This window comes from Pseudomonas sp. (assembly GCF_050739935.1).
In the GTDB taxonomy this organism is placed as follows: Bacteria; Pseudomonadota; Gammaproteobacteria; order Pseudomonadales; family Pseudomonadaceae; genus Aquipseudomonas.
The window spans coordinates 36,625-58,651 of sequence record NZ_JBOICF010000058.1 but is presented as its reverse complement, the minus strand read 5'-3'; the positions used below and the strand labels follow the sequence as shown (position 1 = coordinate 58,651).

At 60.2% G+C, this 22,027-nt stretch carries 19 protein-coding genes; 12 read left to right on the top strand and 7 right to left on the bottom strand.

Annotated features, from left to right (window positions below):
• Positions 1-14: 14 nt before the first annotated feature.
• From ACRER8_RS10195 to ACRER8_RS10185, 3 genes are all read right to left on the bottom strand, one after another.
• Complete coding sequence (locus tag ACRER8_RS10195) at positions 15-878, bottom strand: TIGR03915 family putative DNA repair protein (protein ID WP_431746205.1); 864 nt, start codon at positions 876-878, stop codon at positions 15-17.
• Positions 875-2,095, bottom strand: coding sequence for a putative DNA modification/repair radical SAM protein (locus tag ACRER8_RS10190; protein WP_431746204.1), 1,221 nt, complete (start codon positions 2,093-2,095; stop codon positions 875-877). Before ACRER8_RS10190 ends, ACRER8_RS10195 begins: the two co-directional genes overlap by 4 nt.
• A gap of 285 nt (positions 2,096-2,380) precedes the next feature.
• Positions 2,381-3,025 (bottom strand): HAD family hydrolase, encoded by a 645-nt coding sequence (locus ACRER8_RS10185; RefSeq protein WP_431746203.1) that lies wholly within the window; start codon positions 3,023-3,025, stop codon positions 2,381-2,383.
• 293 nt (positions 3,026-3,318) lie between these two features.
• On the opposite strand from ACRER8_RS10185, the gene ACRER8_RS10180 reads away from it, so the two are divergent.
• The 12 genes from ACRER8_RS10180 (at position 3,319) to ACRER8_RS10125 (ending at position 16,598) form a co-directional block, all read left to right on the top strand.
• The gene (locus ACRER8_RS10180; protein WP_431746202.1) at positions 3,319-4,440 is read left to right on the top strand and encodes a DUF1615 domain-containing protein; all 1,122 of its coding nucleotides are present in this window, start codon (positions 3,319-3,321) and stop codon (positions 4,438-4,440) included.
• Positions 4,441-4,552: 112 nt separating this feature from the next.
• Positions 4,553-4,801, top strand: a complete 249-nt coding sequence (locus tag ACRER8_RS10175) for a hypothetical protein (RefSeq protein WP_431746201.1) — start codon at positions 4,553-4,555, stop codon at positions 4,799-4,801.
• Positions 4,802-4,898: 97 nt separating this feature from the next.
• A complete protein-coding gene (locus ACRER8_RS10170) occupies positions 4,899-5,438 on the top strand; it encodes a hypothetical protein (RefSeq protein ID WP_431746200.1) in 540 nt (179 codons plus the stop codon).
• Positions 5,439-5,819: 381 nt separating this feature from the next.
• Positions 5,820-6,671 carry an STAS domain-containing protein gene (locus ACRER8_RS10165; RefSeq protein ID WP_431746199.1) on the top strand — a complete coding sequence of 284 codons (852 nt, stop codon included), beginning with the start codon at positions 5,820-5,822 and terminating at the stop codon, positions 6,669-6,671.
• A gap of 4 nt (positions 6,672-6,675) precedes the next feature.
• The gene (locus ACRER8_RS10160) at positions 6,676-7,038 is read left to right on the top strand and encodes an STAS domain-containing protein (RefSeq protein ID WP_431746198.1); all 363 of its coding nucleotides are present in this window, start codon (positions 6,676-6,678) and stop codon (positions 7,036-7,038) included.
• Entirely contained in the window at positions 7,035-7,439 is a 405-nt protein-coding gene (locus ACRER8_RS10155; RefSeq protein WP_431746197.1) for an anti-sigma regulatory factor, read from the top strand. Before ACRER8_RS10160 ends, ACRER8_RS10155 begins: the two co-directional genes overlap by 4 nt.
• Positions 7,430-8,443 (top strand): ATP-binding protein, encoded by a 1,014-nt coding sequence (locus ACRER8_RS10150; protein WP_431746196.1) that lies wholly within the window; start codon positions 7,430-7,432, stop codon positions 8,441-8,443. Before ACRER8_RS10155 ends, ACRER8_RS10150 begins: the two co-directional genes overlap by 10 nt.
• A complete protein-coding gene (locus ACRER8_RS10145; RefSeq protein WP_431746195.1) occupies positions 8,436-9,311 on the top strand; it encodes a sensor histidine kinase in 876 nt (291 codons plus the stop codon). Before ACRER8_RS10150 ends, ACRER8_RS10145 begins: the two co-directional genes overlap by 8 nt.
• Positions 9,301-11,241, top strand: coding sequence for a response regulator (locus tag ACRER8_RS10140; protein WP_431746194.1), 1,941 nt, complete (start codon positions 9,301-9,303; stop codon positions 11,239-11,241). The genes ACRER8_RS10145 and ACRER8_RS10140 overlap by 11 nt, the downstream gene beginning before the upstream one ends.
• 154 nt (positions 11,242-11,395) lie before the next feature.
• Positions 11,396-13,651 (top strand): ATP-binding protein, encoded by a 2,256-nt coding sequence (locus ACRER8_RS10135; RefSeq protein ID WP_431746193.1) that lies wholly within the window; start codon positions 11,396-11,398, stop codon positions 13,649-13,651.
• Between the two features lie 19 nt (positions 13,652-13,670).
• Positions 13,671-14,132 (top strand): response regulator, encoded by a 462-nt coding sequence (locus tag ACRER8_RS10130; protein WP_431746192.1) that lies wholly within the window; start codon positions 13,671-13,673, stop codon positions 14,130-14,132.
• 78 nt (positions 14,133-14,210) lie between these two features.
• On the top strand, positions 14,211-16,598 hold the full coding sequence (locus tag ACRER8_RS10125) for a response regulator (RefSeq protein ID WP_431746191.1): 2,388 nt from the start codon (positions 14,211-14,213) through the stop codon (positions 16,596-16,598).
• A gap of 143 nt (positions 16,599-16,741) precedes the next feature.
• On the opposite strand, the gene ACRER8_RS10120 is transcribed toward ACRER8_RS10125, so the two are convergent.
• From ACRER8_RS10120 to ACRER8_RS10105, 4 genes are all read right to left on the bottom strand, one after another.
• A complete protein-coding gene (locus tag ACRER8_RS10120) occupies positions 16,742-17,083 on the bottom strand; it encodes an FKBP-type peptidyl-prolyl cis-trans isomerase (protein WP_431746190.1) in 342 nt (113 codons plus the stop codon).
• Between the two features lie 175 nt (positions 17,084-17,258).
• Entirely contained in the window at positions 17,259-18,842 is a 1,584-nt protein-coding gene (locus ACRER8_RS10115; protein ID WP_431746189.1) for an aldehyde dehydrogenase (NADP(+)), read from the bottom strand.
• A 276-nt stretch (positions 18,843-19,118) separates the two neighbouring features.
• A complete protein-coding gene (locus tag ACRER8_RS10110; RefSeq protein WP_431746188.1) occupies positions 19,119-20,225 on the bottom strand; it encodes a Gfo/Idh/MocA family protein in 1,107 nt (368 codons plus the stop codon).
• Positions 20,226-20,495: 270 nt separating this feature from the next.
• Positions 20,496-21,929: a PLP-dependent aminotransferase family protein gene (locus tag ACRER8_RS10105; protein ID WP_431746187.1), complete on the bottom strand. Its 1,434-nt coding sequence runs from the start codon at positions 21,927-21,929 to the stop codon at positions 20,496-20,498.
• Positions 21,930-22,027: the final 98 nt, after the last annotated feature.

Below are 22,027 nucleotides of genomic sequence, written 5' to 3'. Positions count from 1 at the left end.
TCAGTATCGGTCGGTTATCCTCTTATCACCTTGCCCTTACGCTGCCCAATCTGCGTCGCCTGCCCATCGCGCTGCTTGCCGGTGCGCGCTTCGCTGATCAGCGCGGGGATTAACGGGCCTTCGGGCAGGTTTTTCCAGAAGCGTGCGGGCAAATGGCCCTGCATGACCTTGGGGTTGAGTCGGGCCGGGTTGAAGATATGGCTGTAATAGGTCAGCCACAGTTCGCCGTGGGGATCGTCGGCGTTGCGTGCCAGCGCCTGCCATGCAGCGGGACACTGGCGTTTGTGGATCAGTTGCTGACCGTCATAGAAAACCCCGTCCCTGGGCGTTGCGATCAGCCAGCGGTGCCGCCCGAGCCGCCCGATGAAATGCTCGCTGGCACTGCGCAATATGTCGTGAGCCGGTTCATGCCAGGCGACGTATTCGGGCAGGGACTGAGTTTCCAGCAATGCTGCCTTGACCGCCAGGTCCTTGGGGTTGGGGCTGACGGGCAGGGCAATGAAACGCAGGAACGCATGCAGATGATGTGCTTCGCGACTGACCTGCTTGAGGCGTCGATGCAGCTCGCTGCCCAGTCTGTCCCCCGCGAGCATGGCCGTTCGGTCGCCGTGGCTGACGCGCCATAACACTTCATACAACAAGCTCCAGCGCTGCTCGCCGCAGTATTGCGCCGCGTTCTGCAACAACTCCACCAGTTCCAGTGGCACTCGCGCCTGAAACGGCCCCGTCTGCTCCGGATAATGGTCATCGCTGGCGAACAGATCTGCGTGCTCACGGACGCTCCAGCTCACCTGATCCGGATTGATCTGATGACTCAGCAACCAGCGCGCCTGCCGTCGCCAGGTGTCGAACAGGTCGTCACAGTCGAGAGTGATCATCCCCACAGCGCCATTTGTTGCGGCTGCGGACGGTCGCGCAATTGCTCGCGCAGCATGACGCTCGAGCTTTCCGCCTGTCGTGGATGGTAATCGCTGGTGATGATGAAGGGCTTGGCCTTGGCCAGCACACAGCGCAGTCGCGTCAGGTCTTCATAGCGAATCCGTCGCTGGCGACGCAGTTCGACCAGTCTCTTGGTGGTACGAATGCCGATACCGGGAATTCGCGCGATCATTGCCGGCTCAGCACAATTGAGGTCCAGTGGAAATATCTCGCGGTGCTCCAGGGCCCAGGCCAGTTTGGGGTCGATATCGAGCGCCAGATGTCCCGGGCCATTGAGCAATTCGTTGGCGCTGTATCCGTAACCCCGCAGCAGGAAGTCGGCCTGATACAGGCGATGTTCGCGCATCAATGGAGGCGCGGCGAGTGGTACGCTTTTCGGACTGTTGGGTATCGGGCTGAAGGCCGAGTAATACACGCGCTTGAGGCGGAAATCGCCATACAGCGATTCGGCGGTGTGCAGCAGAGTGCTGTCGTCGGTGTCATCGGCACCGACAATCATTTGCGTGCTTTGCCCGGCGGGAGTGAAACGCGGCGCTCTGGGTTCGTTGAGCACGGTCTGCTGGCCGGTATAGATAGTCTGCATCGCCTGTTTGATCGAGCCCATTTCCTTCTCGGGAGCCAGAGTCTGCAAGCCCAGTTGAGTAGGCAGCTCGATATTGACGCTCAGACGATCAGCATAGCGCCCGGCTTCTTCGATCAGTGCAGGATCGGCTTCGGGAATGGTCTTGAGATGGATGTAACCTCGAAACTCGTGTTCTTCACGCAGCAGCTTTGCCACCCTGACCAATTGCTCCATGGTGTAGTCCGCCGAGCGAATGATACCGGAGCTGAGAAACAGCCCGCTGACACAATTGCGCCGGTAGAAATCCAGGGTCAGGGTGACCACTTCCTCGGGAGTAAAACGCGCACGCGGCACATCGCTGGAGCGGCGGTTGACGCAGTACTGGCAGTCATACAGACAGAAGTTGGTCAGCAGGATCTTCAGTAGCGAGACACAGCGCCCGTCAGGGGTATAGCTGTGACAGATGCCCATGCCGGTGCTGGACCCGATGCCGGATTTGCCTTCGGAGCTGCGCTTGGGCGCAGCGCTGCTGGCGCAGGAAGCGTCGTACTTGGCGGCATCGGCGAGGATGCTCAGCTTGTCGATCAGCTGCATGAGAGTTCTCGATACTGGTTTTATGTACAGTATCGAGTTCGTTGGTGGCAGGCAAGGGGCGATCGGGTGGGCCTTGGTTCGATGTCTCACCCATGTGGCGGGAACACCGCCCAAAACCGCCGTTTGACGCCGACTTCGGCGGGAGCGAATTCATTCGCGATTTGTCCGAACATCGGCAGCCTGGCCAGCGCCTGAACCGGTCTCTCGCGAATGAATTCGCTCCCACAGTACTGCCCGGCGTCAGGTCGAAATTTCAGCGGGTGTGCTGACGAAGTAAAAACGGATTCAGCTGATGCGCTGCACCAGCTGTTTCAACTCCCCAAAATCCCTGACCGAATGAAAATTGGCGTGCTCGACAAACTCCGAGAAATCGGTGTCGCCGTAACCCGCTACCTGAGCGCCCGCTCCCAGACCGGCCTGCACGCCAGGAATGCTGTCTTCGACCAGCAGGCATTCTTCCGGCTTCAGGCCCAGCAGCTCAGCGGCGTGTTCGATCAGGATCGGCGAGGGTTTCCAGGCCTCGACTTCGTAGGCGCTGACGATCAGACCGTGGAAGACGTCGAGCAGGCCGACCGTGCTCAGGCAGGTTTCGATCTTGCTGCGTGGGCCATTGGAGGCCACGCACTTGGGCAGTGACAGGCTGCGAACGAAGTCCACCGCACCGGGCATTTCTTCAAGTTCAGCCTGCAACAGCGGCAAGGTGCGCGCCCTGAAGCTATTGACGATTTCAATGCTGGGCAACCACGGGTAATCGCGGCACAGACCTTCCATGCACAGCGCGAACTGCACCCCGCGAAAACGCTCCAGCACTTGGTCGACGCTTAGCGTTACCCGGTGTTCCTGCAGTATGTCGCGCAGAAGCCCCGCGGCCAGACGTTCGCTGTCCACCAGGGTTCCGTCGCAGTCAAAGATGACGCCAGCAATGTTCAAACAGGATTCTCCCGTGTTCATGTTCGGGGCGGTTGGACCGGCATTATCCAGAAAAGTTGGCGGGCGGGGGTGAAGACTGACCTACGGTCGCGGCCGATCGACATAGCGTTTGTCGAGAAATACGTTTGTAGCAGCACGGCGTGCCGGCGGTGACGGAGGTTGCGGCTCGGAACGCCGGGTTTGAGCAATTTGGCGTCGGCAGCCGGGTCAGGGTGCTGCATGGGTGAGGCATGAGTCACTTGACGATGCGCGCTGTCCATATCGGCAATCCACTGTCCGAAGATCGAGATTCCATGCCCGCGAAAGGATTCACCCTCCACGCCAATGCCGCGATCAGCGTGCTGCTTCTGGCGTTTCTGGCCGGTTGCAGCTCGCAACGCAATAAGACCCCTGCGCCGCCTCCGGATCTGGTGCGCAGCGAAATCGTCCGTCTGCTGCCTGCCAACGTCGCTGACCGACAGGGTTGGGCGACGGACATCTATACCGCCTTCGACACGCAGAAAATCGACCCCAGCGTCGAAAACCTGTGCTCGGTGCTGGCGGTGGCCGAGCAGGAATCCAACTATCAGGTCGACCCTGCAGTGCCGGGCATGGGCAAGATCGCGCAGGACGAAATCGACCGCCGTGCGAGCAAGGTCCACATTCCCAATCTGCTGGTACGCAGCGCGCTGGACATCCGCTCGCCCACCGGCAAGACCTACAGCGAACGGCTGAGCACAGCCCGCACCGAGAAGGACTTGAGCGCGATCTTCGATGACTTCATTGGCATGGTGCCGTTGGGCCGGACGCTGTTTGGCAATTTCAATCCGGTCCATACCGCAGGTCCGATGCAGGTCAGTATCGAGTTCGCCGAAAAACAGGCGCGCGATTACCCGTATCCGGTGGAGGATTCCATTCGCCATGAGGTGTTCACGCGTAGGGGCGGGATGTATTTCGGCATCGCCCACTTACTTGGCTACCCGGTCAGCTACGACAAGCCGATCTATCGCTTCGCCGATTTCAACGCCGGTTGGTACGCCAGCCGTAACGCGGCGTTTCAAAGCGCCGTGGCGCGCCTGTCGGGAAAGCGGCTGGCACTGGATGGTGATTTGATCAGTTATGGTTTTAGCCCGGCACTCGGCCAGACCGAACTGGCCGTACGCAGCCTGCATGCGCAACTGGGTATGCGCAACACCACCATCCGCAGCGCGCTGGAGCAGGGCGAAACCCTGGAGTTCGAGGATACCGACCTTTATAAGCAGGTCTTCGCATTGGCTGACAAGGCGGCGGGCAAACCCTTGCCCCGAGCCATCCTGCCGGGCATCGTGCTGGAAAGCCCGAAGATCACCCGCCAGCTGACTACCGCGTGGTTCGCTCAGCGGGTGGAGGAACGCAGGGTGCGTTGCATGGCGCGGGCATCGGGCAATCTCAGGTGAATCAGGTATGCGTTGAAACGCGACCGCTGGTCATATTCACGGCACGCCTGCTCGATGTGCGTCTCGAAGCAGAAATAGCCCATTTTTCGGGCCTTGCAGAGAGGAGGTGCTTATGTCAGTCGATCCCGCCATGCCGATCACCACGCCCGAAGAGTTGCCGACTGCTGATCAGGATGTCGATCCGGATGGCCTGGAGGACCAAGACGCTCAGGATGAACGGGACCAGAACCAACGTCCGGAGGACTGGAATGAGCCCCAGGTTGATCAAAATAAGCGACCTGAGGACTGGAACGAGCCTCCTTCGGAAGAGATCGTGCCTCCGCCGGACGAGCCAACGCCATTGTCCGATGACCTGCGTTAAATCAGAACCTTGCCAATGCCGGGGCCTAACGTAATACGCAGCTCCGGCTTTATACCGGCGCACTGCCAAGGAGTTTTTAGGTTTGAGGCGTGAGACTGTGACACCCAATATCATCACCAGCAGCGCTGCGGTATCCGACGTCGAGAGCGCCGAGGCGTTGGTGTTCGGTACGCCCAAGGAGCGTCTGGATTTTTACCGCAAGGAAATTCAGTACGAGACTTCCATTCTTTCCAACCGTACCAACGCTTATTTGTCTGCTCAGTCGTTTCTGGTGATTGCGTTCGCCTCCTCGATGGCGAATCTCAATCCGGAGTGGGGCAAGTTGTTCACGCTTGTGGTGCCGCCGTTTCTTACGTTGCTCGGGTTGATCAGTTCGATGCATGCCTGGCCGGGAATTCGGGCGGCGTATGAAATTATTGATCACTGGCATTTCAAACAAAGTCAGTTGTTGCGCAGCCAGCCGGCGATGGGGCTGGCTTATGATGATTCACCGCTGTTCAGTGAGCATGAGTCCAGTGAGAAGGGGTATCGGAAGTCGTTGATGTTTTCGATGCGCACGCCGTGGTTATTTAGTGTGTTCTGGTTTTTGCTGGGGGCGTTTTCGATTTATGCGCAGACCGCTGAAAGAGCTTTTTAGGAGTTTTTTCGCGCACTTGGGTGGTGTGTATATCGATTTTTTCCGGTGCCGTTGATTTCGTCCTCGCAAGCAATGGAGCACGCACTGACGGAAATCCCTGCCCAATGGGCCGATATAACCTTTTATACGCCTGCCCATGACAACGCGGACGACTATCGTCACAGATTACGGAACCTTTTGAGCTCGATGATGTTACCTTGACACCAGACTGGCAGCAGGTTATTTCGTCGCTTCCGCTCGCCATACCAAAAGCGCTTTGTATTTAACAAGTTAGGACTAGATCCGGACGACTGGACGCGGTCCTGGCCATTTTTCGTGTGTCTGCCCGTTGTCGCGTTCTTCCAATCAGGAACCGACCAGCAAACCTCAGGAGCCAACCTCATGGCAGTACTGCAGCAAACCACCCTGGAATCTCTGAAAAGCTCTGAAGCTCAACTGACAGCTCGGTGGCTCGCGGACTTGGAAGGCAGTGGTGCCACGCGCAATCTGAAAGCCGAAGACATCAATCAGCAGGCGGCTGAGTTTCTCCGCCTGCTGACCTCCGCTCTTGAGAAGGGCGGCTCGCAAAGCATCACTAGCAGCGATTGGGAAGAGGTGCGTCAGTTCCTCGAAAAGCTGTCGCACCAACGTGCGCTTGCCGGCCAGGACTCGCAGCAGACGGCTCATTTCATCTTTTCTCTGAAGGGCCCGCTGTTCAGCCTGTTGCAGGATCAGTTCGCTGACCGTCCGGCGCTGCTCGCTGACCAACTGTGGGAAATCTCTCAGCTGCTGGATGCGCTGGGTATGCACACGATTCGCACTTATCAGAAGTCCCGTGAGTCGGTGATCAAACGTCAGCAGGAAGAGCTTCTGGAGCTGTCCACGCCAGTCGTCAAACTGTGGGACGGCGTGCTGGCGTTGCCAATGATCGGCACTCTGGACTCCCAGCGTACGCAGGTGGTCATGGAATCGCTGCTGCAGCGCATCGTCGACACCGGCTCTGAAATCGCCATCATCGACATTACCGGCGTGCCAACCGTGGACACGCTGGTGGCACAGCACCTGCTCAAGACTGTCACCGCCATTCGCCTGATGGGTGCCGACTGCATCATCAGCGGCGTACGTCCACAGATTGCCCAGACCATCGTGCACCTGGGTCTGGACCTGCAAGGCGTAGTCACCAAAGCCAATCTGGCAGACGCCCTGGCACTGGCGCTGCGCCGCCTGGGTCTGACCGTCACCAAGGCGGTATAAGCCCATGGAGCGGATTCCGATTCTGCAGATGGGTGACTTTCTGCTGGTCACCATCCAGGTGGACATGCACGACCAATTGGCGCTGACGCTGCAGGACGATCTGTCCGAGCGTATCAGCAAGACCTCAGCGCGTGGCGTGTTGATCGACATCTCGGCGCTGGACATGGTCGACTCGTTCATCGGCCGGATGATCGGCATGATCTCCGGTCTGTCGCGGATCATGGACGCTGAAACCGTGCTGGTGGGCATGCAGCCTGCCGTAGCGATCACCCTCGTGGAACTGGGCATGACATTGCCGGGGGTCAGCACTGCGCTCAACGTCGAGCGTGGCATGACGCTGTTGCGCGAGCGGACCTATTCACAATGAACGTGCGCAGCAGCGGCACTCAGGGCATTCATATCGAGCAGGATGTGGTGCTGGCCCGGCAACTGGCGCGCAAGCTGGCGCAGGACTGCAGCATGCGGCTGATTGACCTGACCAAGCTGGTAACGGCGGTCAGTGAGCTGGCGCGCAATACCATGGTCTATGGCGGCGGTGGCGACATGGACTGGGAAATCGTCGAAGACGGTACGCGCACCGGTCTGAAGCTGACTTTCCGCGACGAAGGCCCCGGCATTGCCGACGTGAAGTTGGCCATGACCGACGGCTGGACTTCCGGCGGCGGATTGGGGCTGGGGCTGACCGGGGCCAAGCGTCTGGTCGATGACTTCGAACTGGACACCGCACCGGGCGCGGGTACTCGCGTGACGATCTGCAAATGGACCTGAAACTGCACAGCAGCCTGACGCAGGTGTTGGCCATTGAAGACACCAGTCAGGTCGGCCATGCGCGGCGCATCGCGCAGAGGCTCGCCGAACAGTTGGCGTTCGATGCCACCGACTCCGGTCGCGTGGCATTGGTCGTCACGGAGCTGGCCAGCAACATTCTCAAGCACGCCAGCAATGGCGAGCTGCACCTGCGTGCTTTGCCGGGCGCCGTTGCGGGCCTTGAAGTCATCGCCATTGATCGGGGACAGGGTTTTGACCTGCACGATTGCATGGCCGATGGCTTCTCCACTCGCGGCACCCAAGGCATCGGCTTGGGCTCGATCTTGCGTCAGGCGCAGGTCTTCGATGTTCATACGGACAATCGCGGGACCGTGCTGTTGACGCGCTTTTATCCGCGCTTGGCATCGGTCAAAGACCTGCGCCTGGGTGTTTCCCAGCACTCATTGCATAACGATCCGGCGTGTGGCGATGCCTGGGAAGTTGCCATTCAAGGGCGGCAACTTAGCATCCTGATGATCGACGGACTTGGCCATGGTCCTGACGCTGAAGAGGCGGCGAAGGCGGGCGCCTTTGCGTTTAACCGCGATCCGTTCGGCGATCCGGGGTTGCTGCTGGACGATATTCACCGTGAGATGCATGGCACTCGCGGTGGTGCCGTGGCGGTCGCGCAATTCGATGCCGCACAGGATCAGTTGCGCTTCATCGGCATCGGCAACATCGGCGCGACGCTGATTGGTGAGGAGAAAACGCGCGGTCTTGCGTCGCACCCCGGTATCGTCGGCCTGCAATACCGGAAAATCCCGGCCGTGGGCTACCCTCAATGTGCCGGACAGCTTCTGATCATGTACAGCGACGGCCTGCAATCGCGGTGGAATCTTCGCGACTATCCGGGTCTGATGTATCGTCACCCGGCCATTATCGCGGCAGTGTTGCATCGCGATTACTGCCGGGGCAGGGATGACGTAACGGTATTGGTGACTGCTCTGGAGACGCTCGATGACTGACAACCCCGCCCACGGCGCCCTTGAGGAGTCAGCAGAGCTGCGGCAATTGCGTGACGAGGCCGCCGCCCTGCGCGCCGAACTGGATGAAACCAATCAGGGCGTGCTGGCGCTGTATGCCGAGCTGGATACCCAGGCCGAACAACTGCGCCAGGCGTCTGACCTGAAAAGCCGCTTCCTCTCGTATATGAGCCATGAATTCCGCACACCGCTGGGTTCGATCCTCAGCATTGCCAGCTTGCTCACCGATGAACTCGACGGGCCGCTCAGCCCCGAACAGCACAAACAGGTGGCATTCGTCAGCACCGCTGCCCGTGAACTGAGCGACATGGTCGATGATCTGCTGGATCTGGCAAAGATCGAAGCGGGGCGCATCAGTATTTCACCGGCCTGGTTCGACATGTTCGACCTGTTCTCGGCCTTGCGCGGCATGTTCCGCCCAATCGTCGATACCTCTGCGGTGGACCTGATTTTCGAAGAGCCCGTAGGTTTGCCGAGGCTGTACACCGACGACAAGAAACTCGCGCAAATCTTGCGCAACTTCATTTCCAATTCTCTGAAGTTCACGCAGCGCGGCGAGGTGCGGGTATCGGCCAGCCTTGAAGGTGAGCGGGAAGTGCGCTTCGCCGTGACCGACACCGGTATCGGCATTCCGACGGAACTGCATGGCGCGCTGTTCGAGGACTTCACTCAGGTCGACTCGCCGCTGCAGAAGCGCTTGCGCGGCACGGGCCTTGGGCTGTCGTTGTGCAAGCGTTTCGCCGAGTTGCTGGGAGGACGCGTGGGGCTGGAAAGCCAACCCGGCGTCGGGTCTACCTTTTATGTGGTGATTCCGTTGGCGCTGGCTCAGGAGCACGGCGATGAAAGCTGATACCCGGCTGCTGATCGTCGATGACAATGCCGCGACTCGCTACGCCTTGCGCCGGCGCATGGAGCGTCAGGGGTTCATCGTGCACGAAGCGGGCACCGGGACCGAAGGCTTGGCGCAGATTGCCGAGCAGGTCCCGGATGCGCTGATTCTCGACGTCAACCTGCCGGACATGAGCGGCTTCGATATCGTGCGCCAGTTGCGCAGCGAACCACGCACCGCCTTGTTGCCTGTCGTGCATGTGTCGGCGGCGTCGATCCAGACCGGGGATATTGTCACAGGACTTGAGGCCGGTGCCGACGCCTATCTGGTTCATCCGGTGGACCCGGATGTGTTGCTGGCGACTCTGCGTACGCTGCTGCGAGTGCGTGATACCGAGTTTGCCCTGCGAGACAGCGAGGATCGCTTTCGTGAGATTTTCGTCAACGTCTCGGCGCCAATCGCGGTCATGGATGGCGAGCTCAAGGTGCATGAGTGCAACCACGCCTTTTCCCGTCTGATCGCCCAGGGCTCGGCTCAAAACGCCGTGTTGCGGTGCTTCAGCGAAGATCAGACGCCTGCCATCGCCGGCCTGAGAGAGGCGCTTGCATCGGGTGAGCGCTGGAAGGGCACCCTGAGCATGCTGGTTCAGGGCGATCTGCGCGAGACCGAGTGGCAAGTGTCACCTTATCGTATCGCTGGCCTGAGTCTGGTGTTCGTCGAAGACGTCACCGAGCATCGACGCCGTGAGCAGTCGCATCTGCAGCAACTCGATACCGTCAACACCCAACTGGCTCACGAAGTTGCCGAACGCGCCAGGACTGAAGCGCAGCTGTTGCAGGCGCAGAAGATGGATGCCATCGGCAAGCTGACCGGGGGCATCGCTCACGATTTCAATAACTTGCTGACGGGCATCGTCACCGGGCTTGAGCTGATCAAGAAACGCACCGAAGACGGCCGCGTCGAGAAAGTCCTGACCTATGCCGATGCGGCACTGGCGTCGGCGAAAAGCGCCGCGACACTGACCCATCGGCTACTGGCCTTCGCGCGCCAGCAGCCGCTTGACACCCGGCCCACCGACGTCAACCAGTACGTACGCTCGCTCGAGGATCTGCTGAGCCGGACCATTGGCAAGCGCATCGGGCTCACCCTCGAATTGACATCACGCAGCGCCGTGGCAATGGTCGACGCCGGGCAGCTGGAAAGCGCAGTGCTCAACCTGGTGATCAATGCCCGGGACGCTTTACCCCAGGGCGGGCATATCTGGATCAGCACCTATGAGGCGTATTCCCAGGGCAACTCACGGCTGGCCGATGGGTTATATATCTCGCTGAATGTGCGCGATGACGGGGTCGGTATCGAACACCACCTGATCGACAAGGTGTTCGACCCGTTCTTTACCACCAAGCCCATCGGTGAAGGCACCGGGCTCGGCTTATCGACCATTTATGGCTTTGCCCGCCAATCCGGTGGCGATGTGCACATTCGCAGCGTCGTGGGGCACGGCACCGAGGTTACCCTGATGCTGCCTGCGGCGCTGGAGCAGACCGTGGTGCCACAACCGGTGCTGGAAACCGCTGAACTCGGGGCAGGTGAGCATGTGCTTATCGTCGAGGACACAGCCTCGGTTCGAATGTTCGTTAACGAGATTCTGACCGATGCCGGGTATCGCTGCACCCAGGCCGCCGATGTGAGCACTGCACTGACGTTGCTTGAACATGATCCGTCGATCGACCTGTTGCTGACCGACGTGGGCATGCCGCAGATGAACGGCCGCGAACTGGCGCAGCGAATGCGCACCTGGCGGCCGCAAGTCCCGGTGCTGTTCATGACTGGCTACGCGGAAAACGCCCTGAATCGTCAGCTGTTTCTAGGGGAGGGCATGGACATGATCACCAAGCCTTTCCAATTGGCCGAGTTTCTGCACAAGGTAAGAGCCATGCTTGATGCATGACGGCTGTTGTTTTTGTAGTGATATCAATGCGCAATCAAACCGCGAACATGCATTTTTTGTTACTGTTTACGCCAATTCATTTCAGTGCCAACCGTAAGGCACCCACCTTTGGCGAGAGTCCGTGGGACGCGTCGGGGGTGAAGGAGATTCAGTTTTGACCCTCAGCCAGGAGCTTCTCCAAAGCGCGATCGATAATTGCGCCCGCGAGCCGATCCAGATTCCCGGCAGTATTCAGCCCCAAGGTTTTCTGCTGGTCATCGACGAAGCGACGATGACCATCGGTCAAGTCAGTGCCAACGTCGTCAGTTGGCTCGGCATGGCGCCAGAAGAATTGATCGGTGCTGCTCTGCCGCGCGTCTTCGACGATTGCCAGCGCCTGCTGGATCGTCTGGCGGCGCTGCCTGAAGATGACCAGAATCCGTTTCATGTCGGCGACGTGCGTTTTCTTGAAGGCACACGCGCCGGCGTGCCAATGGCCATGATGGTTCACCGGCACGATCAGGTGCTGATTGCCGAACTCGAGCCCGCCAGTGACATGGGCTCGGCATACGGCACTGTTTATCCGCTGATGCGCACGTTCATCAGCCAGATGGAAGAAACCGAGACCATCGAGGCGCTGAGTCAGCGTTCGGTTTTGGAGGTCAAACGCATCACCGGTTTCGGGCGGGTCAAGGTGTATCGTTTCGACGCCGAAGGCAATGGCCTGGTCAACGCCGAGGTAGCCGATGAGGGCTATCCGAGCTATCTGGGATTGAGCTTTCCGGCCAGCGACATCCCCGCGCAAGCCAGGGCTTTGTATCTGGCCAACCGCATTCGTGTCATCGAGGATGCCAACTACCAGCCTTCGCCGCTGGTGCCGGTCAACAATCCGCTGACCGGCGCGCCGCTGGACCTGAGCTTTGCCACATTGCGCAGCGTATCGCCCGTCCACTTGCAGTACATGCGCAACATGCAGACGCTGGCGTCGATGTCGATTTCCATTGTCGTGCGCGGTGAGTTGTGGGGCCTGATTTCCTGCCATCATGCGACCCCGCGCCCCGTGAGCTTTCAGACCCGCACCGCCTGCGAACTGCTGGGCAGTGTGCTGTCCTTGCAGATCGAAACCAAGGAGGCCCAGGCCAAGACCCAGCGTATGCTGGTCCTGCGTCGGCAGATCGTGCAGATGCTCGCGTCGATGGCCGACCTGGACAGCGTGATAGCCGGCCTGCGAGCGATGCCTGATGTGCTGCTGGCGTTTGTCGAGGCGACGGGTGCGGCGGTGATCTCCGAATCGACGCTGGATGTTTATGGCGAAACGCCGGACCACCAACAGATCCACGAACTGACCCAGTGGTTGAGCCAGCGTGATACCCACGAGGTGTTTCAATCCGACAACGTCGGCCGTGACATCCCGGAGCTGCCGCAGTTGAGCCTCTCGGTCAGCGGTATTTTGGCGATGGCCATTTCCGAGCTGCATTCGAACTACATCATCTGGTTCCGGCCCGAGCAGGCCCGGGTGGTGAACTGGGCCGGCAAACCGGAAAAAACCGTCAGCGACAGCGGTTCGCTCAGCCCACGACACAGTTTTGCCGCCTGGCAGGAAACCATGCGTGGTTACTCTCGCCCATGGGATGAGCTGGATACCGAAGGTGTGGTGGAGTTGCGCGCTGCAGTTTTGGGCATCGTGCTGCGCAAGGCAGAGGAAATGGCCGCGCTGGCCGAAGAGCTGAAGAAGTCCAATAAGGAACTCGAAGCGTTTTCCTACAGCGTGTCCCACGACCTGCGCGCGCCATTGCGGCACATCGCCGGCTATGCCGAACTGCTGAGTGACATCGAAGGCAGCAAGCTTTCAGAGCGTGGTGTCCGGTTTCTGGAGAACATCGGCGAGTCGGCACGATTCGCCGGCACCCTGGTAGACAATTTGCTGAGCTTCTCGCAGATGGGCCGCTCGGCCATGCGTTACTCGGAAGTCGACGTGAACGCCATGATCGAGGCGATCCGCCGGGAAATGCAGCCTGACTACGAAGGCCGTGATTTGCAGTGGCGCATCCCGGAGCCTTTGCCGGTGGTGATCGCCGACGCGGCGTTTCTGCATCTGGCGATGCGCAATCTGCTCTCAAACGCCATCAAGTACAGCCGCACTCAAAGCGCCGCCGTGATCGAAATCGGAAGCTACGAGGAAGACGGCAAGGTCGTGGTGTACATTCGCGACAATGGCGTGGGCTTCGACATGCAGTACGCCGGTAAACTGTTTGGCGTGTTTCAGCGCCTGCACCGGATGGAGGAATTCGAAGGTACCGGGATCGGCCTGGCCAGCGTGCGGCGGATCATCGAACGCCATGACGGTTCGGTCTGGGCCCATAGCGAGCTGGGGCAGGGAGCCACCTTTTATTTTGCGCTGCCCAAACGCAGTCTCACTGTAACCCTTTGAGTGTCCGAGGAGACGCCCAATGCTCAAACCCATTCTTCTGGTGGAAGACAATCCGAACGACCTGGAGTTGACCCTCGTCGCTCTGGAGCGTAGCCAGTTGGCCAACGAAGTGATCGTATTGCGTGACGGCGCCGAGGCGCTGGACTATCTCTTTCGGCGAAACAATTACCATGACCGCGCGGTGGGTAGTCCGGCGGTGCTGTTGCTTGACCTCAAACTGCCGAAAGTCGACGGCCTGGAAGTTCTCAAAGCCATCCGCGAAAGCGAGGAACTGCGCAGTATTCCGGTGGTGATGCTGACGTCTTCTCGGGAGGAGCCTGATTTACAACGCGCGTATTCGTTGGGAGTGAACGCTTACGTGGTCAAGCCGGTCGAATTCAAGGAATTCGTCTCGGCAATCTCTGACCTAGGGATTTTCTGGGCCGTACTCAACGAGCCGCCGCCAGGCTCATTGCGACTGACACGCCGTCCGGGATCCTGATTCACCCGGACTTCCGGCCTGATCTGTCCCGCGACACGGCGGCATTAAAGGCCTTTGCGCAACAAACGATGACTATTCATGCCGCTATCGTTACTCAAATTGCTTCTGGTTGAAGACAGTCCGCATGACGCTGAACTGACCCTGCTCACGCTGGAGAATAGTGGGCTGAAAATCGACGCCACTCTGGTCTACAACCACCAGGAAGTGGAGCGAGAGCTTTCGGCCCGGCATTTCGATCTGATTCTCAGTGATTACCTGCTTCCTGGTTCTTCCGGCCCGGAAGTGCTCAATAGTGCATTGCGTTTAGCGCCACATACACCCTTCATTTTCTTCTCGGGTATTTTCGGCGAGCAGCATGCGGTCGAAATGATGCGCATGGGTGCCATCGATTACGTGCTCAAACAGAATCTAAAGATGCTGCCTAAAGCTGTCAGGCGCGCAGTCTCCGAGGTGCATGAGCGGCAGAAACGCCAGCACGCCGAAGCCACCCTGCAGGACGCCGAGGTGCGTGCGCATTTGGCAATCGAAGCGGCCGAGATGGGTGTCTGGACGTATGATCCGCGCACCGAAACCCTGCTCTGGGACGAGCGCTGCAAGACGCTTTACGGCTTGCCGGCCGACGCCCCGGTGAGCATGGCGTTCATGTTTTCCCGCTGTCATCCGGACGACCGCGATCTGCTGCAAAGCAAGGTCATGGCGGCGCTGGCCGCTGACACCGGCTTCCAGATCGAACATCGCCTTTTAGTGGACGGCGACGTCGAGCGCTGGGTGTTTTCCAACGGTCGCTCGTTGTTTGAAGCCGGCAAATGCGTACGCTTCACGGGCGTCATGCAGGACATCAGCGAACGCAAACAGGCAAGCCAGGCGCTGCATCAACTCAACGAGATTCTCGGTGAGCGCGTGGTGCAGAGAACCCGTGAACGGGACCGCACCTGGGAGCTGTCCCGGGAACTGCTCGGCGTGCTGCGTTTCGACATGACCCCGATCGCTCTGAACCCGGCGTGGGAAACGACTCTGGGCTGGACCCGCGCGGATTTTCAGGAACAGTCGCTGGGCGAGCTTATTCACCTCGACGATCTGGAAGCGACGCTGCGCGAGACCGCCAGCGTGGCGCAGGGCAATGTAACTACCCGCTTTGTTAACCGTATGCGCCACGCTGAAGGCGGATTCCGCTGGCTTTCCTGGACCATCGTGCCGGACGAGGGCCTGATGTACGCCGCGGTACGCGACATCACCAGCGAACGCGCGGTGGTCGACGAACTGGCGGCGACCAACAAACGTTTGCGCGATCAAATCAGGGAGCGCGAACGAGTGGAGGCGGCCTTGCAGCAGATGCAGCGGCTTGAAGTGGTCGGGCAGCTCACAGCGGGGGTGGCCCATGACTTCAACAATCTGCTGACGGTGATTCTGACCAGTGCCAACTTCCTGGCCCGGGATCTGGAAAAAGGCGTGTTCACCAAATCGCCGCAACGTCTGCAGAACATCCGCTCGGCGGGCGAGCGCGGTGCCAAATTGACCAGCCAGTTGTTGTCGTTCTCCCGTCGTCAGCGCCTGGAGCCGGTGGCCCTCAATCTCAACGACACCATTGGCGGCATGCGGGAATTGCTTGGGCGTGCGCTGGGTGGCAGTGTTTGGGTGGACACCGAGCTGGCCGATGATCTGTGGAGTGCGCTGGTCGACCCGACGCAGACCGAAATGATCATTCTCAACCTGGCCATCAACGCCCGCGACGCCATGGTTCAGGGCGGTCAGCTGCGCTTGAGCACCTGGAACGAAATTGTCTATCGCTTGCCGCAACGTCCCGAAGATCCGGATCCGGGCGCCTATGTGGTGCTGTCGGTCAGCGACTCCGGTTGTGGCATGAGCGAGGCAGTGCTGGCCAAGGCTTTCGAGCCGTTCTTCACTACCAAGGCGGTGGGCAAGGGCTCGGGCCTGGGTCTGGCGCAGGTTTTCGGGTTCGCCAAGCAGTCCGGGGGCGGGGTGAGCATCGACACCGCCGAGAACGCCGGGACGACGATCAAGGTGTTCCTGCCCAGCATCGCCCGGATCGCCAACCCCGTAGTCAGTGTTTCGGACATGCCGGGTCACGCCGATCCTGATGACCTGCAACGCACCATTTTGTTGGTGGATGACGATCCGGAAGTCCGCGCGGTGACTTCGATGATGCTCAGCTCACTGGGATATTCAGTGGTCGAGGCGGAGAACGGCGATGATGCGCTGAAGAAGATCGACACCGGCATCGAATTGGTCCTGACCGACTTCGCCATGCCCAACATGACCGGCGCCGAACTGGCCGACATCGTCAGACGCGACCACCCGGGGCTGCCGATCATGTTTATCACCGGATTTGCCGACATCGATATTCTCGACGTCGATCAGCATCTGATTGTGCAGAAGCCCTACAAGGAAGAAGAATTGGCGCGCAAGCTGGCGAACGTGTTGATGAAGGCGGGGGCGTTGAGCTAAGCGGCAGTTGTAGGCCCGCTTAAATGAATGGGGCTGGCTCACGGCGCTGCGGCGGTCCGGCTTGTTGGCGGTTGAGTCTTTGGAACCGCCGTCGCCGGCAAGCCATGCTGCTACAGAGGCGGGTGTGGCGTGGCAGCGTTTATTCAATCATCCCGCGTCAGGACTTCCAGCAGCTCAATCTCGAAAATCAGCTTCGAGTGGGGCTTGATGTGGGCGCCCATGCTGCGGTCGCCGTAGGCCAGATGCGAGGGCACCAGCAGTTTGCGTTTGCCGCCGACTTTCATGCCCATCAGACCCTGATCCCAACCCTTGATTACCCGACCGGTGCCGATCACGCACTGAAACGGCTTGCCACGTTCCCAGGACGAATCGAACACGGTTCCGTCCTCCAGTGTGCCGGTGTATTGCGTCGTAATCAGAGCACCCTTGACCGCCGCTTTGCCGGAGCCTTCCACTAGGTCAATGATCTGTAGTTCGTCGCTCATGTCGATTTCCGTTGCTGCATGAATGGGCTGGCGGCGATGCTAGTGGCGCTCGCCATGACTGGCAAGGGCCTTGTCGCAGGAACTCGCTCCCGGAATGATCCCATAGCTCGGGAAAGAAAAACGGCGCGTCCTGTGCGGGACGCGCCGTTTTTTCGTTCAGCGGATCAAGCGTTCATCACGCGATGACGTCGCTGCTCCACTCGCCGTTGACCAGGCGTTTGAGGCCCAGCGGGTTGGCGTTTTGCAGAGCGGCCGGCAGCAGGCTGTCCGGGTAGTTTTGATAGCAGATCGGGCGCAGGAAGCGGTCGATCGCCAAGGTACCGACGGACGTGCCGCGAGCGTCGGAGGTCGCTGGATACGGACCGCCGTGGACCATGGCATCGGACACTTCTACGCCAGTCGGGTAGCCGTTGACCAGGATACGACCGACTTTCTCTTCCAGCACCGGCACCAGCCACTGATATTTCTGCAAATCGGCGGTTTCACCGATCAGCGTGGCCGTCAGTTGGCCGCGCAGGGCCAGCAGTGCGGCTTTCAGTTCGGCATCGTCGGCGACTTCGACCAGTAGCGTGGTCGGGCCGAAGACTTCTTCCTGCAGCAGTTCGTCGCCGTTGAGCAGCATGCTTACGTCAGCCTTGAACAGCTGCGCCTGGGCCTGACGGCCTTCTTGCGGTTTTCCCGCCAGGTGGGTGACGCTCGGGTGGTCCAGCAGCTTCTGTACGCCCTTGCTGTAGCTGCGCAGGCCGCCTTCGTTGAGCATGGTTTGCGGCGCTTGGCCACCCATGTGCTCTTTGAGCTGCTCAGTGAACGCGGTGAGGGCAGGGGAGCGGATGCCGATCACAACACCAGGGTTGGTACAGAACTGACCTGCGCCCAAGACCACCGAGCCAGCCAGTTCGCCAGCGACGGCGGCGCCACGAGCGGCCAGCGCGCCCGGCAGCAGCACTACAGGGTTGATGCTGGACATCTCGGCGAAGACCGGGATCGGCTGTGGACGTTCGGCAGCCAGTTTGCACAGGGCATTACCGCCGTGCAGCGAACCGGTGAAGCCGACGCCCTGGATGGCCGGATGCTTGACCAGACCTTCGCCGACGCCGCTGCCGAAGATCATGTTGAACACGCCCTTGGGCATGCCGGTTTTTTCGGCGGCGCGGATGATCGCCTCACCGACCAGGTCGGCAGTCGCCATGTGACCGCTGTGCGCCTTGACCACGACCGGGCAACCGGCGGCCAGTGCAGAGGCGGTATCGCCACCGGCAGTGGAGAACGCCAGCGGGAAGTTGCTTGCGCCGAACACGGCAATCGGACCAACGCCGATGCGGTACTGCCGCAGGTCGACGCGTGGCAGCGGTTTGCGATCCGGCAGCGCCTGATCGATGCGCGCGCCGAGGAAATCGCCGCGCCGCAGGACTTTGGCGAAGAGACGCATCTGACCGCTGGTGCGACCGCGCTCACCTTGAATACGACCGGCTGGCAATGCCGTTTCCTGGCAGACCAACGCAACGAAGTCATCGCCCAGTGCATCCAGCTCATCGGCAATGGCATCGAGGAATTCGGCGCGGCGAGCCGGGCTCAGCTGGCGGTATTCGACGAAGGCTTGCTTCGCAGCCACGGCGGCGGCATCGATTTCGGCGTCGGTGGCCTGATGGAAGGTGTAGGGCAGGGCTTCGCCTGTGGTGGCATCCAGACTCTTATGGCGCGCTTCGCCGAGGCCGCTGCGGGCGCCGCCGATGAAGTTCTGGCCGAGAACGTTAGGCATCTGCTTCTCCTGTTATTTTTGAGTCGAAACGATCAGGCGGTGCGCCTGAATGGGAATCGGTGAGTTGCATGAAGCGTGGCGACGATAAGGCCCAAAGGGTTATCGAAAGTTAACGGACATCATACAACTGCCTTATTTTGCTCGCAAGGTGTGCGCCCGGCGCTGAACGGTGGAACCTACAGCATGCCACATTCTGTAGCATTCCGGCTTGCTGACGGTGGCGTCCCTGAGATCGCTGACGCTGGCAAGCCGGGTTGCTACAGGGGGCGTGTGTACTCAGGCATTAGGCTCATCGGTATTGATATACCGCGGCACTTTGGCCAATGGCAACCTGCGCGCCTGTTCGACGCTGATAGCAGGACGCTCCGGCAGCGGGTCCAGCTTCTGCGGCTGGCCGGTGGTCAGTGCGCGTTCGACAGCGGCGACGATGCGCACGTCGCGCCAACCTTCGTCGCCGTCCGGCTCAGGTTCGCGATCCTGCAGGATGCAGTCGGAGAAATACTGGGTCTCGCCACCGAACTGATCCACCACCGGATGACTGTGCTCGGTAGTCGTGCCGTCGATGATCGCTCTATAGGCAATGGCCACGCCTTCACCAAAGCCAAAACACGGCGAGGCCTCGAATTCACCCTTGGTGCCGATCAGTTGGAAACGCTCGGTGGAAGGCAGACTGTAGCTGACGGTGAAGGTCGCCAGTCGTTCTTCACTGAAGCGCAGGGTGACGTTGACCGTGTCGAACGTGTTGATTTCGCGACCCGGTGTCTTGACGCCAACCGCGTGCACTTCCAGCGGCTCGGCACCGAACAGGCTACGCACGGCATTGATCGGGTAAGGGCCCATGTCGGCGACGGGCCCAGCATCGAAGCCACTTTGCATGCGATGGTTGGCCGGATCGGTGGTCTGCGCGAATGTCGCGGTAAACAGGCGTGGCTCGCCAATGTCGCCCGCCCGAACGCGGTTGACCATTTCAACCGTGCCAGGCTCGAAATGCAGGCGGTAGGCGACCATGAGTTTGGCGCCTGAACGTTTCGCAGCCTCGGCGATTGCCAGGCAATCCTCCTCGTTGGCCGCCATTGGCTTTTCCAGCAGGACGTGGATACCGGCTTCCAGGGCGGGGACGGCGAACTCGCGGTGACGAAAATTGGGCGTGGCCAGATAGATCGCGTCGATTTCGCCCGAGCTGAGCAAGGTGGCGAAGTCGTCGTAGTGATAGCTCTTGAGGTCATACAGCGCCGCGAGCTCGTCAGCTTTCACCGGATCGCCGGTAACCAGCGCAGTCATGATCGAGTTGTCGGTCTGCTCCAGCCCAGGCATGAATGCGCCTTGGGAAATCCAGCCTCCTGCGACGACTGCGTAACGAACCTTGCCGTTTGGATCAGGCATGAGAAGGGCCTCCATTGTCAGCGGACGGTGTATCCGGCATCTCTTTAGTCGGCATACCAAAGGCGGGGAAGTTCCATCGAATGCGTAGATAACGAGCGGTCGGCCTTTTGCGAGATTGGCTATGGTCAGATACGGCCGCGGGCCGAAGCGGTATGCAAGTCTTTCAGTTCGAGCGCCGGCGTATCGCCCCGCATACGCCGGGTACCGAGTTTACCTCCCTGCAGCACTCGGGCTCGCCAGCGGCGGCGGATGTGGCGGGCGCTGCACCCTTCAGGCGATCTGCATCAATACGTCCCGCAGCCGATCGAGCGCCGGATCGATATCCAGGGTTTCGATCGCACCAAACCCCAGAATCAGGCCATCACGGGGCTGTACGTCGTGGTAGAAACCGGTCAACGGGTACAGCCCGATTTCAAGCTTGCGGGTGAGGTCGACCAGCAGCCCCAGGTTGATCGGCACCTTGAACATCACCGCCATGTGAAAGTCTGCGGTGGAGGGTATTGCCTCCATCCAGGGTGAAAGATCCCCTGCCAATCGCGCAAGAATCCGTTCGCGGCGGCCAGCGTAAATGCTGTGGCAGCGGCGGATGTGTTTGTTCAACAGACCGTCGCTGATGAACTTGGTCAGCGCCCACTGTGGCAACGTGCACGTGTGCCAGTCGGTCAGTTGCTTGGCCTTGATCACCGCTTCGAGAATGGCTTTGGGCAGCACCGCGTAACCGAGTCGCAACTCCGGCAACAGCGTTTTGGAAAAGGTTCCGACGTATGCGACCACGCCAAATTGATCCATGCTCTGCAGCGAGTCGGTGGGACGGCCCTCGTAACGGAAGTCGCTGTCGTAATCGTCCTCGATGATGATCGCGCCGATTCGCCTGGCTTTTTCCAGCAGCGCCTTGCGCCGGTTCACGCTCATGGGCATGCCCAGCGGCATCTGGTGGGAGGGTGTGACGTAAATCGCATGGGCATTATCGGGGATCCGCTCGACAATGATGCCTTCACCGTCCAGCGGCACGCTGACCACATTCGCCCCCTGCGCCGCAAACAGCAGCCGCGCCGGCGTGTAGCCCGGGTCTTCCATCGCCACCGTGCAGCCTGGCTCGATCAGGACCCGGGCAATCAAGTCCAGTGCCTGCTGCGCGCCGTTGCACACCACCACGTCCTCAGCTACGCATTTGACGCCGCGGGAGAAGGCGATGTGGCCGGCAATGGCGCTGCGCAGTGGGGCAACGCCCTCCGGCTGACTGTAAAAGCCCCGCACCTGGGACATCTGCCGCAACGCGTATTGTGTGCAGCGCCGCCACTCGTCATGGGGGAATTGAGTCTTGGCAGTGGCGCCGCCAATGAAGTCACAGCGCAACGTGCCTTCAAGGGTCGGATGGCGCAAGGGCAGGGTGATGTCCTGCCACTTCTTCACCAGCTTCTGGCTGGCCAGGTCCGAGCTGATCTGGGCGCGCGGGGTATGGGTGCTCAAACTGTTGACGAAGGTGCCACTGCCGATCTTGCCGACCAGATAGCTTTCGTAAGTCAGGCGGCTGTAGGTGTCGGAAATGGTCTTGCGTGACAGCCCCAGCTGCGCCGCGAGCAAGCGGCTGGGAGGCAGTTGCACGCCCGCAGCGAGACGCCCGGACTCGATGCTGTCGCGCAGTTGTTCGTACAGCTGATTCGCCAGGTCCTTGCGGCCTTGAATGACGATATGAAGTTCCACGCATGGCTCCCAGGCTCCGCGTCCACGATGTCGAATTCTAGTCAGCGGGCGCATAGCGGTATAGCTGCGCATTGAAAAACGGCGATCGCCCGCGGCGT

Excerpts from the sequence above, each read along its gene's own strand:
- ACRER8_RS10195 (WP_431746205.1), bottom strand. The coding sequence starts at position 878 with ATGATCACTCTCGACTGTGACGACCTGTTCGACACCTGGCGACGGCAG.
- ACRER8_RS10190 (WP_431746204.1), bottom strand. The coding sequence starts at position 2,095 with ATGCAGCTGATCGACAAGCTGAGCATCCTCGCCGATGCCGCCAAGTAC.
- ACRER8_RS10180 (WP_431746202.1), top strand. The coding sequence starts at position 3,319 with ATGCCCGCGAAAGGATTCACCCTCCACGCCAATGCCGCGATCAGCGTG.
- ACRER8_RS10175 (WP_431746201.1), top strand. The coding sequence starts at position 4,553 with ATGTCAGTCGATCCCGCCATGCCGATCACCACGCCCGAAGAGTTGCCG.
- ACRER8_RS10165 (WP_431746199.1), top strand. The coding sequence starts at position 5,820 with ATGGCAGTACTGCAGCAAACCACCCTGGAATCTCTGAAAAGCTCTGAA.
- ACRER8_RS10160 (WP_431746198.1), top strand. The coding sequence starts at position 6,676 with ATGGAGCGGATTCCGATTCTGCAGATGGGTGACTTTCTGCTGGTCACC.
- ACRER8_RS10155 (WP_431746197.1), top strand. The coding sequence starts at position 7,035 with ATGAACGTGCGCAGCAGCGGCACTCAGGGCATTCATATCGAGCAGGAT.
- ACRER8_RS10150 (WP_431746196.1), top strand. The coding sequence starts at position 7,430 with ATGGACCTGAAACTGCACAGCAGCCTGACGCAGGTGTTGGCCATTGAA.
- ACRER8_RS10145 (WP_431746195.1), top strand. The coding sequence starts at position 8,436 with ATGACTGACAACCCCGCCCACGGCGCCCTTGAGGAGTCAGCAGAGCTG.
- ACRER8_RS10140 (WP_431746194.1), top strand. The coding sequence starts at position 9,301 with ATGAAAGCTGATACCCGGCTGCTGATCGTCGATGACAATGCCGCGACT.
- ACRER8_RS10130 (WP_431746192.1), top strand. The coding sequence starts at position 13,671 with ATGCTCAAACCCATTCTTCTGGTGGAAGACAATCCGAACGACCTGGAG.
- ACRER8_RS10125 (WP_431746191.1), top strand. The coding sequence starts at position 14,211 with ATGCCGCTATCGTTACTCAAATTGCTTCTGGTTGAAGACAGTCCGCAT.
- ACRER8_RS10120 (WP_431746190.1), bottom strand. The coding sequence starts at position 17,083 with ATGAGCGACGAACTACAGATCATTGACCTAGTGGAAGGCTCCGGCAAA.
- ACRER8_RS10115 (WP_431746189.1), bottom strand. The coding sequence starts at position 18,842 with ATGCCTAACGTTCTCGGCCAGAACTTCATCGGCGGCGCCCGCAGCGGC.
- ACRER8_RS10110 (WP_431746188.1), bottom strand. The coding sequence starts at position 20,225 with ATGCCTGATCCAAACGGCAAGGTTCGTTACGCAGTCGTCGCAGGAGGC.